Source organism: Bacteroides sp. AF39-16AC (assembly GCF_003602735.1).
Classification (GTDB): domain Bacteria; phylum Bacteroidota; class Bacteroidia; order Bacteroidales; family Bacteroidaceae; genus Bacteroides; species Bacteroides uniformis.
Map to the genome: position 1 here is coordinate 106,491 of NZ_QTLN01000004.1, position 14,842 is coordinate 121,332.

Annotated in this window: 13 protein-coding genes; 1 reads left to right on the forward strand and 12 read right to left on the reverse strand. The window is 49.2% G+C overall.

What is annotated here, in order from left to right; all coding sequences use genetic code 11:
• The first annotated feature begins 46 nt into the window (after positions 1-46).
• Positions 47-1,972 carry an NAD(+) synthase gene (locus tag DW039_RS05695; protein WP_120381789.1) on the forward strand — a complete coding sequence of 642 codons (1,926 nt, stop codon included), beginning with the start codon at positions 47-49 and terminating at the stop codon, positions 1,970-1,972.
• Between the two features lie 273 nt (positions 1,973-2,245).
• Here DW039_RS05695 and DW039_RS05700 read toward each other — a convergent pair whose 3' ends face one another.
• The 12 genes from DW039_RS05700 to DW039_RS05755 all read right to left on the reverse strand — a co-directional run bounded on the left by DW039_RS05700 (position 2,246) and on the right by DW039_RS05755 (position 14,756).
• Positions 2,246-3,076: a transporter substrate-binding domain-containing protein gene (locus DW039_RS05700; protein ID WP_120381790.1), complete on the reverse strand. Its 831-nt coding sequence runs from the start codon at positions 3,074-3,076 to the stop codon at positions 2,246-2,248.
• Positions 3,077-3,087: 11 nt separating this feature from the next.
• Positions 3,088-5,295 (reverse strand): putative porin, encoded by a 2,208-nt coding sequence (locus DW039_RS05705; protein WP_120381791.1) that lies wholly within the window; start codon positions 5,293-5,295, stop codon positions 3,088-3,090.
• A gap of 254 nt (positions 5,296-5,549) precedes the next feature.
• The gene (locus DW039_RS05710; RefSeq protein WP_057281798.1) at positions 5,550-6,095 is read right to left on the reverse strand and encodes a 2-oxoacid:acceptor oxidoreductase family protein; all 546 of its coding nucleotides are present in this window, start codon (positions 6,093-6,095) and stop codon (positions 5,550-5,552) included.
• 22 nt (positions 6,096-6,117) lie between these two features.
• On the reverse strand, positions 6,118-6,879 hold the full coding sequence (locus DW039_RS05715; protein WP_005826605.1) for a thiamine pyrophosphate-dependent enzyme: 762 nt from the start codon (positions 6,877-6,879) through the stop codon (positions 6,118-6,120).
• 11 nt (positions 6,880-6,890) lie between these two features.
• Positions 6,891-7,064 (reverse strand): hypothetical protein, encoded by a 174-nt coding sequence (locus DW039_RS05720; protein ID WP_005826603.1) that lies wholly within the window; start codon positions 7,062-7,064, stop codon positions 6,891-6,893.
• Entirely contained in the window at positions 7,061-8,146 is a 1,086-nt protein-coding gene (locus tag DW039_RS05725; protein WP_016273409.1) for a 3-methyl-2-oxobutanoate dehydrogenase subunit VorB, read from the reverse strand. The genes DW039_RS05720 and DW039_RS05725 overlap by 4 nt, the downstream gene beginning before the upstream one ends.
• Before the next feature lie 19 nt (positions 8,147-8,165).
• Entirely contained in the window at positions 8,166-8,393 is a 228-nt protein-coding gene (locus DW039_RS05730) for a ferredoxin family protein (protein ID WP_005826600.1), read from the reverse strand.
• A gap of 16 nt (positions 8,394-8,409) precedes the next feature.
• Entirely contained in the window at positions 8,410-8,685 is a 276-nt protein-coding gene (locus tag DW039_RS05735) for a tetratricopeptide repeat protein (RefSeq protein WP_005826598.1), read from the reverse strand.
• A gap of 175 nt (positions 8,686-8,860) precedes the next feature.
• Complete coding sequence (rpiB, locus tag DW039_RS05740) at positions 8,861-9,298, reverse strand: ribose 5-phosphate isomerase B (RefSeq protein WP_005826596.1); 438 nt, start codon at positions 9,296-9,298, stop codon at positions 8,861-8,863.
• Between the two features lie 91 nt (positions 9,299-9,389).
• Positions 9,390-11,399 carry a transketolase gene (locus DW039_RS05745; RefSeq protein WP_009036826.1) on the reverse strand — a complete coding sequence of 670 codons (2,010 nt, stop codon included), beginning with the start codon at positions 11,397-11,399 and terminating at the stop codon, positions 9,390-9,392.
• Between the two features lie 190 nt (positions 11,400-11,589).
• The gene (locus tag DW039_RS05750) at positions 11,590-13,134 is read right to left on the reverse strand and encodes an alpha-N-arabinofuranosidase (protein ID WP_009036827.1); all 1,545 of its coding nucleotides are present in this window, start codon (positions 13,132-13,134) and stop codon (positions 11,590-11,592) included.
• 23 nt (positions 13,135-13,157) lie between these two features.
• Positions 13,158-14,756, reverse strand: coding sequence for a xylulokinase (locus tag DW039_RS05755; protein ID WP_120381792.1), 1,599 nt, complete (start codon positions 14,754-14,756; stop codon positions 13,158-13,160).
• Positions 14,757-14,842: the final 86 nt, after the last annotated feature.

Genomic DNA, 14,842 nt, shown 5'->3' on the forward strand with positions numbered 1-14,842 from the left:
AGAATTTTGCCGTATCTTTGCACCGAATAAATAATATAGCATCCTTATGAATTACGGATATGTAAAAGTAGCGGCGGCTGTGCCCCGTGTCAAGGTGGCTGACTGTAAGTTCAATGCCTCAGAGATTGAAAAAGAGATTATTATAGCCGACGGGAAAGGTGTGCAAATCATTGCTTTCCCCGAGTTGTGCATTACCGGATATACCTGTGGCGACCTCTTTGCCCAACAACTTCTGCTCGAAGAGGCAGAAATGGGATTGATACAGATTCTGAACAATACGCGCCAGATGGATATTATCTCGATATTGGGCATGCCCGTCGCACTGAACGGCGTGTTGCTGAATGCGGCGGTTGTCATTCAGAAGGGGAGAGTGCTGGGCGTTGTCCCGAAGACTTATCTTCCCAATTATAAGGAGTTTTATGAGAAGCGCTGGTTTACTTCCGCATGTGATGTGGCAGAAAACAGTGTGCGCCTTTGCGGGCAGATTATTCCGATGGGGAGAGACCTGCTGTTCGAAACGGCGGATACCACTTTCGGAGTGGAGATATGCGAGGACTTGTGGGCACCCATACCGCCCAGCTCCACGCTGGCGCTGCAAGGTGCGGAAATCTTGTTCAATCTTTCGGCCGACAATGAAGGTATCGGCAAGCACAATTATCTGCGCTCGCTCATCAGCCAGCAGTCGGCACGATGCATTGCCGGTTATGTATTCAGCTCATGCGGTTTCGGAGAATCCACTACGGATGTGGTGTTTGCCGGCAACGGACTGATTTATGAGAACGGGACTCTGCTGGCGGCAAACGAACGCTTCTCTTTCGAAGGGCAGGTGGTCATCAGTGAAATTGATGTGGAACACTTGCGTACGGAGCGCCGGGTGAATACGACCTTCGCGGCTTGCCATGCAAATTGTGTTTCGGCCCTTCCGGTACGAATCTCTACGGAGTATGTCAACAGCAGGGATTTGAACCTGACACGTACTTTTGAACCGCATCCATTTGTTCCGCAGAGGATAGCGTTGGACGAACGCTGTGAGGAGGTATTCTCCATCCAGGTGTCCGGACTGGCGCAACGTCTGGTGCATACTAAAGCGAAGAGTGCCGTTATCGGCATTTCGGGTGGACTGGATTCTACGCTGGCGCTGCTGGTTTGCGTAAAGACTTTCGATAAGTTGGGATGGTCCCGCCAGGGTATTGTCGGTGTCACCATGCCGGGATTCGGAACGACCGACCGTACTTACACGAATGCCATCGACCTGATGAACTCCCTCGGTGTGACTGTCCGCGAAGTCAGTATCAAGGAGGCCTGCATACAGCATTTCAAGGACATAGACCATGATGTCCATGTGCACGACGTGGTTTACGAGAATGCGCAGGCACGGGAGCGTACCCAAATCTTGATGGATATTGCCAACCAGACCTGGGGAATGGTTATCGGTACGGGCGACCTTTCGGAACTTGCTTTAGGATGGGCCACTTACAACGGCGATCACATGTCGATGTACGGTGTGAATGCCAGCGTCCCCAAGACTCTGGTGAAGCACTTGGTGAAATGGGTGGCAGAGCATGATATGGACGATGCTTCACGTGCTACCTTGCTCGATATTGTGGATACTCCCATCAGCCCGGAACTGATTCCGGCAGATGAGAACGGTAATATCCAGCAGATTACCGAGGATTTGGTGGGGCCGTATGAGCTTCACGACTTCTTCCTTTATTACTTCCTGCGCTGCGGTTTCCGTCCTTCCAAGATATTTTTCCTGGCAGCACGCACATTCAAGGGGATGTATGATGAAGAAACCATCAAAAAATGGTTGCAGACTTTCTGCCGTCGTTTCTTCAACCAGCAGTTCAAGCGTTCCTGTTTGCCGGATGGTCCGAAGGTGGGCAGTATCTCTCTGAGTCCGCGCGGTGATTGGAGAATGCCGAGCGATGCTTCGTCGGAGATGTGGCTAAGGGAGGTGGAAGGACTCTAATTCTTTACTTCGGGTATGCCGTAATATCGATATGGGTATTTGATGACTGCATCTTGTTTGCATTCTTGCTGCATGTATTTTGCAGTGCGACTGCAAACGTGTTGCAGTATCACTGCATAACTGTTGCAGTCGTACTGCATATCGGTGTGCAGTGCCACTGCAACGGCTTTGCAGTGGCACTGCAAAATGTATGCAGGATTTTGCAGTAATAAGCTGTTGATTGATAACTAGTTGTAAAAGTAGGGATATGCTGCGTGTATGGAAAAGTGCAGCTTAGTTTCGTTTCCCGTAGTATCGTTTGTAGATTTTCTTGTATTCTTTTCCCTTTTTGAAACTATCCAGCCATGTGTTGAGGCTGTCCAGCAGGATAGGGGACTGTTTGCTTACCCCCCAGGAATAGAATTGCGTGAAGCTGATGGCGGTATTGATGTCTATTTGAGGAATGCTGTCGGCTGCGGTACGGGCAATGCTTTCGTCGCATACGGCATAGTCGATGTCTCCATGGGCTACCAAGGCAATCAGTTGTTCGGAACCGTACTTCTCTATTTCCTCAACGTAGATGGTGTCGCCTATCTCATTTCCCAGGTTGCGGATGCGTAGTATGGAAGGGGAGCCTTTCACTACGTGCAGTGTCTTTCCAGCCAGGTCCAGTTGGCTTTTGATGAATAATGACGAGTCGGAAATATTCTCAAGCTTGCGTTGCACCAGCACTTGCTTGTTCAGCACAATAGGGGTGGTAAGCAGCAAGGAGTCTTTCAGCTCACTGGTGGCGAGGATGCCGTAGGCAATCACGTCATATTGCCCGTCGGCCAGGCCTTCCAGCCGCTTGTTGAAGCTCATTTCCGGTGATATGGCCGCTTGCAGCCCGTGGTCGCGTGCAAAAGCTTCTATCAGCTCGTAGTGGAAACCGGACAAGGTGTCATCATCCACATAGAAACTGATGGAGTTGTATTCCGTCGAAGCATGTATGATGCCTTCGGCAGCTATCTCGGCATAATCGCGCGGATAACCTTTCGGTTTCTCTTCTTTCTCGATGAGATAGTGGGCAATGAGAGCCGCTGCAATTCCCAGAAGTGCGTATTTGAGCAGTCTGCTTTTCGTCATACAGTCATCTGTTAGTCATAGAAATTCCATGAGACGCCAATTTTGAACAAGCGCGGATTGATGGGGTAGTGCGGCACCAGGAAGGAATTGGCGCTTCCCATACCCGCGTTGACGTGATACATCATGGCAAAGATACGCGTCCGCTTCAAGTGCAGGTTGGCATATACGTTTACGATGGGGTAACCGCCTATTTCCACCAAATCGTCCGTAGGTTGCAGATGGAACTGCTGGACGCCGGGTGCATAGGCAGGTGCGTTGTACTTGGTGAAGTAACGGACATCGGCACCCAACTGAACGGTCAGCACCTTCTTGGCGAGTTTAGCCAGTATGTAGAAGTTATGGTAGAGCGAGAGTTGGGGCAATGGAAGTACTGTTTCATTGCTCGTCTTCTGCCAGGTCACCTCATTGTCCAGGTGGAAGACACCGAGGCGGAAGTCTTGTTTCAGTGTGGCGGACAGCACTTGTATGTTGCCTCCGTTCTGTTCGGGCAGGGCGCTTTGGTTGAAGTAGGTGTAGTTCTTGATATTCTCTACGCCGGCACGGAGATTGGTTCCCCAACGGGAAATGTTCAGCTCGCCTTCCACACGCGTACGGAATTCCTTGTCCATGTTGTCGTTGTCCCAGTTGTAGTGGTTGGAGTGGTAATGGCGCATGTAGAAGGAAGGAAGCGTGTTGCTCACATAACCGCGGGCGTAGAAGTTCACCGTATCTTTCCATAGACGGAAGTTCAGGTCCAGATTGGCGTTGACGCGGAACTGCCCGATGGCTTTGTCTACCAACCCCACTTCACCGTTTACGTTGTAGTGCAGCAGTTTGCCTTCGCGCTTGGCGAGTTCGCCACCCAGGAAGATTTCCTGCTCGGTGTAGCGGATGCGGCGCATGTCGGTAAGTGTGTCCGTATTCATCAGGTCGTACCGGCTGAACTTGTGGGAGATATAAGCCGTAAGTCCGGCTTTGGCGTATTTGTTGAAACCTTCCAGCAAGGCTATTCCGAACACGTTCTTTACACTGAATGCCGTGGTGGAGTCGTTGCTGTAATTCTTGTAAAGCTTGTAGTCTTCCGGGAAGAATCCTTCGGGCTCGCTTCCCGAACGGAATTGGTGCCGCGACCGCTCTACTTTCAAGGTATGGATAAAGCTGGTGACGGGGACGAACTCTTCTTCGAAAAGTGAGTCGTTGTCTGCGGTAGAAACAGACGGCAGGCTGTCATTGGCAGCTGCAAGTGTGCTGACCGATTTTGATGCTATGCTGTCGTTTGGCAATGCTATGTCGTTGTTCGAAGCGGATATTTCGGCTTCAGAGGACGGGGAGGATGAGGCTTTGGGTGCGGATACCGTCGGTTTGCCTTCTTGTGTGTTCCGTACTCTCCGCGTACCAAGACGATAGCGCTGTGTCAGATAGATATAAAAATCCTTGTTACGGTTGGAACTCTGTTCCAATTTGACCGGAATAGTGGTGGACTCGTACTCTTTCTTTCCTCCGGACATGTTTTCGGGACGGGTGATGTATTGGTCGTCTGCAATACCGCCGTTCTCGTTCATCTTCAGGAAAAAGTTGTTGTAGACTGCTTGTACCTGGTATTTCTCGCCGATATAGCTACCGAACAGACCTGCATTGAAGTGCGAGGTGGACTGGTTCTGGTAATAACCGCGTCCGTATAGATAGTCGATGTTAAAGCCAAATGCCAACTGCTTGTTGACGTTGACGGAGAAGTAGGACTTGAAGCGTTCTTCACCGTTCACTTTGCTGCCGGCTTTGTAGTAGGTAAGATTGGTGTAAGGCACGTTGCTGTTGGTGAAAAGCACCTGGTCGGGACGTGTGAAAAAACTGGAGAAGGGAGCCATGAAGATGGTAGGTTCGCTTTCCTCCCGTTCGAAGAACAGACGTGAGAGGCGTGGAGAACCTAAATTTCCCAAGTAGTTGTAATGGCCGAACATTCCTTCCACCAGATTGGTGCTCTGGAAGTTGAGGCTGGCTGTGTCGGCAGGTATGATGGTACGGTTGCCCAGTGTCTCACTTAGTTTCCACATGTAAAGCTTGGGTGGAAGACTTTGAATCTCAGTATTGGTACTGTCTTCCAGATTGTCCGGCTGGGTATTCGGGTCAATCTGGTTACCGAACCGGTCGCGATTGTTCATCGGGTTTAAGGTGTTTTGCGCCATAGCCCCCCATATCCCTATAACGGACAGAAATATATATGTCAGTACAATTCGTCTCATAATTAGGCGCAAAGATACAATAAAAAATTATTTGCTTACTGAATTCAGCCTTTTTTGCTTCTTTTAAACTGTCTTGTTTTCTGTTTTGTTCTATACTGCTTCCGGTTCTCTGCCCTTGAATCCATACTTTTTCCGGCTTGAAATGAAATAAGCCCTTGCAATAAATCAATATCACAAGGGCTTATCCGTTTTCCTTTATCTCTTATTCTGGCGTAAAGTTCCTCCTCTTATGGGGAGTGGCTTTACATAGCCTTTCATTTCATTCCCTGAATAAGTTCCATTCCTTTCTTGATAGCTTCTTCGTTCATCGGTATCAAGTGGTGGTGGCGTTCGGGCAGTGTCTTCTTCAATCCTCTGAGTACACTGTCCAGTGTAACCATCGGCTTGATTTTCAATAATCCACCCAATACAATCATGTTGAATGCCTTGGCGTTGTTCATTTCATTGGCGGCATCCATGGCGTTGATGCGGTAAACGTGGATGTCCTTACGCGTCGGCGGGTTGATGATGCCGTAACCGTCGTAGATAAGTACGCCTCCGGGTTTTACCTTGCTTTCGAATTTCTCCAGTGACGGCTGGTTCAGGATGATGGCGGCATCGTACTTGCTTAAGATGGGTGAGGATATTTTCTCGTCACTTACGATGACTGTTACGTTGGCTGTACCACCACGTTGTTCCGGTCCGTAAGCCGGCATCCAAGTCACCTCTTTGCCTTCCATCAATCCGGAATATGCCAAAATCTTTCCCATGGACAATACACCTTGTCCACCGAAGCCTGCTATAATGATTTCTTCTTTCATTGTTCTTCTGTCTTTAGCATGATTATTTATCTTTCAGGTCGCCCAGCGGATAGAAGGGGAACATGTTCTCTACCATCCATTCATTGGATTTCGCAGGAGACATCTTCCAGCCGGAGTTACAGGTGGAAACGATTTCCACAAGGTTGGAACCTTTGCCTGCCATAGAGTTCTCGAATGCTTTGCGGATAGCCTTTTTCGCTTTGCGGATGGCGGGAACGGACTGTACGCTTTGGCGTGTCACGTAAGCGGTTCCTTCCAATTGTGCAGCAATATCGGCCATCTTCAGCGGATAGCCGTGCAGATGCACGTCACGTCCGTAAGGGCTGGTCGATGTCTTCATGCCTACAAGGGTAGTGGGAGCCATTTGTCCCCCGGTCATACCATAGATGGCATTGTTGATGAAGATGATGGTGATGTTTTCGCCGCGGTTCAAGGCGTGGATGGTTTCGGCAGTACCGATACAAGCCAGGTCGCCGTCTCCTTGGTAAGTGAACACCAGGCGGTCTGGCCAAAGGCGCTTGATGGCAGTGGCAAGTGCGGGCGCACGTCCATGGGCGGCTTCCTGCCAGTCGATGTCTATATAATTATAGATGAACACGGCACATCCCACGGGGGAGATGCCTATTGCTTTGTCTTCCAGTCCCATTTCTTCGATAACTTCGGCTACGAGTTTATGAACTACGCCGTGACTGCATCCCGGGCAGTAGTGCATGGGATTGTCGTTCATCAGAGTCGGTTTCTTGGCAACCAGATTCTCGGGCTTTATAATGTCTTCTTTTGTCATAATCACTTCTCCTATCTGTTGGTGAACCGTATGAAAAACTCCATCAACTTGACGAATATCGCCGCGCCGCAGACGTAGATGAACAGCTTGAAGTCATCTTTTGCAGCAAAATATATAATGATAGCTGCCAGGGCAAGTACCATGAAGAGAATGTTCAGTACGTTTCTTATTTTATCAGGATTCATTTCTTAATCAGTTTTTCTTTCAATGCATCTACTATCTCATCCGGATCGGGAACAATGCCGCCGAGGCGTCCGAAATGTTCCACTTTCACTTTACCGTTCACGGCAAGGCGGACATCTTCCACCATCTGTCCGGCATTCAATTCTGTAACGAGCATACCTTTCACCTTGTCGGCATACGCGGCAATGGCTTTGGTCGGGAACGGCCACAACGTGATGGGGCGGAGCATACCTACCTTGATTCCTTCTTCGCGTGCCAGCTCCATTGCTTTCTGTCCGATGCGTGCCATAGAGCCGAAGGCTACAATCAGGTAGTCAGCATCATCGCAATGAATTTCCTCGAAGCGAACCTCATTCTCTTCTATCTGCTTGTATTTGGCCTGGAAACGGATGTTGTTCTTTTCCATTTCTTCCGGTTTCAGTTCCAATGAGGTGATGACGTTGGGTTTGCGGCCATTGGTTCTGCCGGTAGTGGCCCATGGGCATTGTTCGATGACTTCCGCATCGGTGCGGCGTGGCTTTTGTACCGGGAGCACCACTTTTTCCATCATCTGGCCGATGACACCGTCGGCAAGGATGATTGCCGGATTACGGTATTTGAAGGCAAGTTCGAATGCCAGTCCTACGAAATCTGCCATTTCTTGTACGGAAGCCGGAGCAAGGGCAATCAGACGATAGTCACCGTGGCCGCCTCCTTTTACTGTCTGGAAATAGTCGGCCTGGCTCGGTTGGATGGTTCCCAGACCGGGACCGCCGCGCATAACGTTTACAATCAAGCAAGGCAGCTCGGCACCTGCCAGATAAGAGATACCTTCCTGCTTTAGGCTGACACCGGGGCTGGAGGAGGAGGTCATGACCATTTTACCACTTCCGGCACCGCCGTACACCATATTGATAGCTGCCACTTCACTTTCTGCCTGAAGAACCACCATGCCGGTCGTCTCCCAGGGTTTCAGTTCGGCAAGAGTTTCCAATACCTCCGATTGCGGAGTAATGGGATATCCGAAGTAACCGTCTGCACCGCAACGGATGGCTGCGTGGGCGATGGCTTCGTTTCCTTTCATTAATACAACTTCTTCTGCCATATTCTACTGATTTACAGATTTATTCTACTTTTATTTTATATACTGAGATACATCCGTCCGGACATACTGTGGCGCACGAGGCGCAGCCGTTACAAGTATCTTCCAATATCTGGTGGGCATAGTTATACCCTTTCACATTCACCTCCTTGGTGAGGGCTATTACGTTGAGCGGACACGCTACCACACACAAGTTGCAGCCTTTGCAACGTTCGGTGTCTACTACGATTGCTCCTTTGATTTTTGCCATAATTTACGTTCTTTATTTATTGATTGTACATATCCTTGTTGTAGAAGTTCAGGATGTCCATAGCCATTTGATAGGCATGTTGTGCCGGGCTTTCGGGGTTCAGGTCGATGGCATACTGATAGTTGTTCAGTGCTTGTTGCCAGTTGCCTTGTTTCCGATAGGCATTTCCCCGCAGGTAGTAAGCTTCGTCTTTGCCGGGAAAGTCTGTTTGCAGTATTTCGTCAAGCTGCTGGATGGCTTGCTCTACATTTCCCTGGTTGATAAGCTCTTTTATGGTATTCAGTCGTTCCATATCTAAAAAATATCCGGGTTATCGAACCACAAAGATAGTTTTTATTTGAAGACAATGAGCATCTTCACTGTGAAAAATAAGAAAAAGGGGCAAATAAAAAGCCCGAAGTTTCTCACGATTCTATCAGAATGTCAGAGCTTCGGGCGGATATCATAAAGAATGTGATTCTACTGCTTTACAAGTGTACCGGTATCTTGTCCACTCTTCGTTGGTGGCGTCCGCCTTCGAATGGTGTACTGAAGAATTCCCTCATAATCATGTCGGCTTCTTCGGTACTGATGAATCGCCCTGGCATGACAAGCACATTGGCATCATTGTGCTGGCGTGCCAAATGGGCTATTTCTGCTGTCCAGCAGAGGGCTGCGCGGATACCCTGATGCTTGTTCAGCGTTATACTGATGCCTTCACCGCTTCCGCAGATGGCAATACCCGGATAGCACTCTCCGGCTTCAACGGCCAGAGCCAGCGGATGCGCAAAGTCGGGATAGTCGCAACTCTCGGTTGAGTAGGTCCCGAAGTCCTTGTAAGCCCAGCCTTTGGCTTCCAGCCAGCCGCGGACATATTCCTTCAATTCGAAGCCTGCATGGTCGGAACAGATTCCTATTGTTTTCATGATGGTCAGTTAATATACCAATGTGCCAATGTGCTGATGCCTGCAGCTTGTAGGGCGCGGGCAATCAGCACATCAGCACATCGGATAATGATTATAACATTGCTTTTACTTGCTTGTAAACGTTCTCTGCGGTGAAACCGAGCTTTTCGTCCAGCACTTTATAAGGTGCCGAGAATCCGAATGATTCCAATCCCCATACTTTACCGCGGGGACCTACCAGCCCTTGCAGTGTGACGGGCAGACCGGCTGTCAGGCCGAATACCTTGGCACCACACGGGATAATGCCTTCTTGATATCCCGGAGCTTGGCTACGGAACAGACCTTCGGAAGGAACGGACACGATACGCACCTTGATGCCATCCTTGCGCAGCAATTCAGTACCGGCTACCAATGTGGCAACTTCCGAGCCTGAAGCAACGAGGATTATATTTGGATTTTCATCGGAGCCGGCTACAATATAAGCGCCTTTGGCAGCTTGTTCGTAATCGTTGCCTTCGGGCAGGTTGGCGATGTTCTGGCGGGAGAAAATCAAACCGGTTGGGGTTGTGGTATTTTCCATTGCCAGTTTCCATGCCACAGTTGTTTCTTCTGCATCTGCCGGACGGAGTACCAACATGGAATTGTGTCCCTTGTGGTTCTTCAGTTTTTCCATCAGGCGGATTTGGGCTTCCTGCTCTACCGGTTCATGGGTAGGACCGTCTTCACCTACACGGAAGGCATCGTGTGTCCAGATGAACTTCACGGGAACTTCCATCAGGGCTGCCATACGTACGGCAGGTTTCATGTAGTCGGAGAATACGAAGAAAGTTCCGCAAGCGGGGATTACACCGCCATGCAGTGCCATACCGATACAGCAACATGCCATAGTCAGCTCGGCAACACCGGCCTGGAAGAATGCACCGCTGAAGTCACCTTTCTTGAAGGCATGTGTTTTCTTGAGGAATCCGTCTGTCTTGTCGGAATTGGAAAGGTCGGCAGAAGCAACAATCATATTTTCTACTTGAGTGGCGAGAGCACTGAGCACAGTGGCGGATGCTGCGCGGGTGGCAACGCCTGCTTTCTGTTCGATGGCGGCCCAATTCACTTCGGGAGCCTTGCCGGAGAAGAACATTTCCAGTTTGGCAGCCTTTTCCGGATTGGCTTTTGCCCATGCGGCTTTGGCTGCATACTTTTCAGCCATGATTTTCTTCAGCTCAGTTGCACGCTTGGCATATAGTTCGGCCACTTCGGGGAAGATGACAAACGGATTTGTCGGGTCACCACCCAAATTCTTGATAGTGTTTATATAAGCGTCGCCTCCCAGAGGAGCACCGTGCGTGGCACAATCAGCCTCGTAGCTGCTGCCGTCTGCCTTGCGGGCACCTTTACCCATTACGGTATGGCCGATAATCAGCGTCGGACACTCTTTCTCAGCTTTGGCTTCGTTCAGTGCACCGCGGATGGCATCGGGATCGTTACCATTGATTTTAATGACTTTCCAGCCCCAAGCTTCGTATTTCTTGCCGGTATCTTCGATGGTCACATCCTTTGTCTCGGTAGAAAGCTGAATGTCGTTGGCATCATAGAACATGATGAGATTATCCAACCCTAATGCTCCGGCGATACGGCCTGAGCCTTGGGAGATTTCTTCCTGGATGCCACCGTCAGAAATATAAGCGTAGATGGTCTGTGGCATTACTTCTTCGAAACGTGCCTTCATGAACTTGGCTGCGATGGCTGCACCGACTGCAAATGTGTGTCCCTGGCCGAGCGGTCCGGAAGTGTTTTCGATGCCGCGCATGATGTCACGTTCGGGATGTCCCGGAGTAGGGCTTCCCCATTGGCGGAACTCTTTCAGTTCGTCCAGCGTGAACTTGCCGGTCAGGGCCAATGTAGAGTAAAGCATCGGTGACATGTGTCCCGGGTCGAGGAAGAAACGGTCACGACCTTCCCAAGCCGGATTTTCAGGGTCATATACCAGGAACTCTGAGAAGAGTACATTTACAAAGTCAGCACCACCCATGGCACCGCCCGGATGCCCGGAGTTGGCTTTCTCAACCATGGATGCAGCAAGGATACGGATATTGTCCGCCGCACGGTTCATAAGTTTGTTGTCGTTCATATTGAATCTAATTAATTTTGAATATTATCAATAGGTTATTTGGTCCTTGTAGGTTTTCCAAGGGCAAAGATAACTCTTTATGCGTAATTCACAACACTCGAAGAGTGTCTTTTTTATCAGTATTACTGCCTTTTTGCTGCTAAAATGATACTAAACGTATTTAGCTGATTTTGTGCGGTGCACGGTAGTTTTACTGTAACTCAATAGTAACGATTGATTTGGCCGGAAGTTTAATCTTGAGAATATCTTTATTGATTTTTACCTCTTTGAACGGAACGGGTTTCACATTGTCGGGATTTTCAAATGAATTGTAGTCCGTCAGATTGGTGGAAGTCAATATTTCACCAACTGCTTTCTTGGCTTTCGTTCCAGACAGATTGATGGTCACTTCCTGTGCATTGTCTGCATCTACGTTGGACATGGAAATGTGTATCTTGCCGTTTGGGTCTTTGGAGGCGGTAGCGCTGACCATTGGTATTCTGCGGTTGTCGCGTACATCCATCATGTCGCAGTTCAGCTCAAGAGGAATGTAGGTGGCATCCTGGTGTACATTGTACATTTTGAATACATAATAAGTGGGGGTGAGTACCATGTTTTTTCCGCTGGTCAGAATCATGGATTGCAATACATTGACGATTTGGGCAATGTTTGCCATTTTCAGACGGTCGGTATATTTATGGAAGATGTCGAAGCTGAGGGAAGCGACAAAAGCATCACGCAATGTATTCTGTTGGTACAGATGTCCGGGATTGGTACCCGGTTCAGTGTCCCACCAGGTTCCCCATTCGTCAAGCATAAGAGCCACGTTCTTTTGAGGGTCGTATTCATCCATAATGGTGCAATGCTTCTTGATGACATCTTCTATTTCGCGGCATTTGCCCAGTGTCCAGTAATAGTCGTCTTTACTGAATTGGGTGGCGGCGCCTTTACTGCCGTTCCATCCGCTGACGGTATAGTAGTGCAAGGAAAGACCGTGCATACGGCCGCCTACGCGGTCCATCAGCACTTTGGTCCAGTTATAGTCGTAGTCGCTGGCACCGCTGGCTATCTTGAAAAGACTATTGCCGTCATAGTTGCGGCAGTAGGTGGAATAGCGGCGGTAGAGGTCGGCATAATATTCGGGACGCATGCTTCCACCGCAACCCCAGCTTTCGTTACCCACGCCGAGGTATTTTACTTTCCAGGCTTTGTCGCGACCGTTCTGGCGGCGCAGGCGTGCCATGGGGGAGTCTCCTTCGGAGGTCATGTATTCCACCCATTTGGCAAGTTCTTCTACGGTACCACTGCCTACGTTTCCACTGATATAGGGTTCACATCCCAGCATTTCGCAGAGATTGAGGAACTCATGGGTTCCGAAACTGTTGTCTTCGATAGTGCCTCCCCAGTTGTTGTTCACCATTTTGGGGCGGTTTTCTTTAGGGCCGATACCGTCCATCCAGTGGTATTCATCGGCAAAGCAGCCTCCCGGCCAGCGAAGGACGGGTACACGGAGCTCCTTCAGTGCATTGAATACGTCGGTGCGATAACCGTTGATGTTGGGAATATCGGAGTTTTCACCTACCCAAAGTCCACCATAGATACAAGTTCCCAAATGCTCTGCAAATTGGCCGTAGATTTCTTTGGGAATGATTTGCTCGCTCTGGTCTGTGTGTAAAGTGATAGTGGCACTTTTCTGTGCGAAGAGTGACAACGAGGTGGAGAGAAATATGCTACTGATAAATAACTTTGTGTTCATAGTTTTTTAGTGTTATTAAATACTTAGTTCTTGAATCTTACTGCTGCTTCTTCGATGGGCAAACCAGCTTTATAGCTTTCGATGTAGGTGTTGAATCCGCTTACATCTTCGGCTGTCGGTGAGATTTCAATACCGGCATTTCCGGTGAATACATGCTTGTCCAGGAAGTCGGCAAGGGATTGGTCGTTTCCGTTGTTTGCAAGGTAGGAAGCGAGGAGGGCAATACCCCAGGCACCACCTTCGCCGGCTGTTTCCATAACGGAAATGGGTGAATTGATGGCAGCTGCCAGTATTCTCTGGCCTACTCCTTTGGTTTTGAAGAGTCCTCCGTGACCGGTGATTCTGTCTACTCTGATTTTCTCTTCATTGAAAAGGATGTCGTTGCCGATTTTGAGAACTCCCACTGAAGCATACAGATGGGTGCGCATGAAGTTGGCAAGGTTGAACTTGTCGTTTGCCGAACGTACAAACAGTGGACGTCCGTCTGCCAGTCCCGTTATAGGTTCGCCTGATATGTAGTTGTATGAGATGAGGCCTCCGCAGTCTGCATTGCCTGTCAGGGCGTGGTTATAGAGCTTTCCGTAGATTTCGTCCATATCTACGGGGATACCCATCAGTTCCTGGTATTCTTTGAAAATATTGATCCAGGCATTGAGGTCGGAAGTGCAATTGTTGCAATGCACCATAGCTACGAGGCTTCCGTCGGGGGTGGTTACCATGTCAATCATTTCGTAGGGCTTGGACAATTCTTTCTCCAATACAATCATTGAGAAAGAGGAGGTGCCTGCCGATACGTTTCCAGTGCGCTGCTTTACGGCGTTGGTGGCAACCATGCCGGTTCCAGCGTCACCTTCGGGCGGACAGACGGGAATTCCTGCTTTCAGATGTCCCGATACGTCGAGGCGACTGGCTCCTTCGGGAGTAAGGAAGCCTGCGTTTTCACCGGCCGACAATACCTTCGGCAGAATATCTCGAAGCTTCCAGTCGTATCCTTTCGGAGCAATAAGTTTGTCGAACTTATCCACCATTCCAGAAGAATAGTTTTTGGTGATGGGATCGATGGGGAGCATACCGGAGGCATCTCCTATGCCCAGTACCTTTTGACCGGTTATTTGCCAGTGGACAAAACCTGCAAGGGTGGTCAGGTAATTGATGGATGGAACGTGTTCTTCATTATCGAGGATGGCTTGGTAGAGGTGGGAAATGCTCCAACGCAGAGGGATGTTGTAGACAAATAGTTCGGATAGGGCTGCGGCAGCCTGGCCGGTATTGGTATTTCTCCAGGTACGGAAGGGCACAAGGATTTCTTCTTTTTCGTTGAATGCCATATAGCCGTGCATCATGGCACTGACACCGATGGCTGCCAGGGTTTCTATCTCTGTATCGTAAAGGCTCTTTACATTAGCACGAAGGTCTGCGTAGCAATCCTGCAACCCATACCAGACAGCTTCGACGCTATATGTCCACAGTCCGTCGACTAACTGATTCTCCCAAGTATGGCTTCCCTGGGCGATGGGTTTGTTTTCCTGGTCAATCAAAACCGCCTTGATTCGTGTGGAACCGAGTTCTATGCCAAGGATGGCCTTACCTGCTTCAATGGTTGATTTTGCATCTAATTTCATGGTATTAATGATAATTTACGGATTTATAGTACGATTATAAACAACGGATTACTAATTGCAAACTACTAGTTACGTTTGTGGTACGT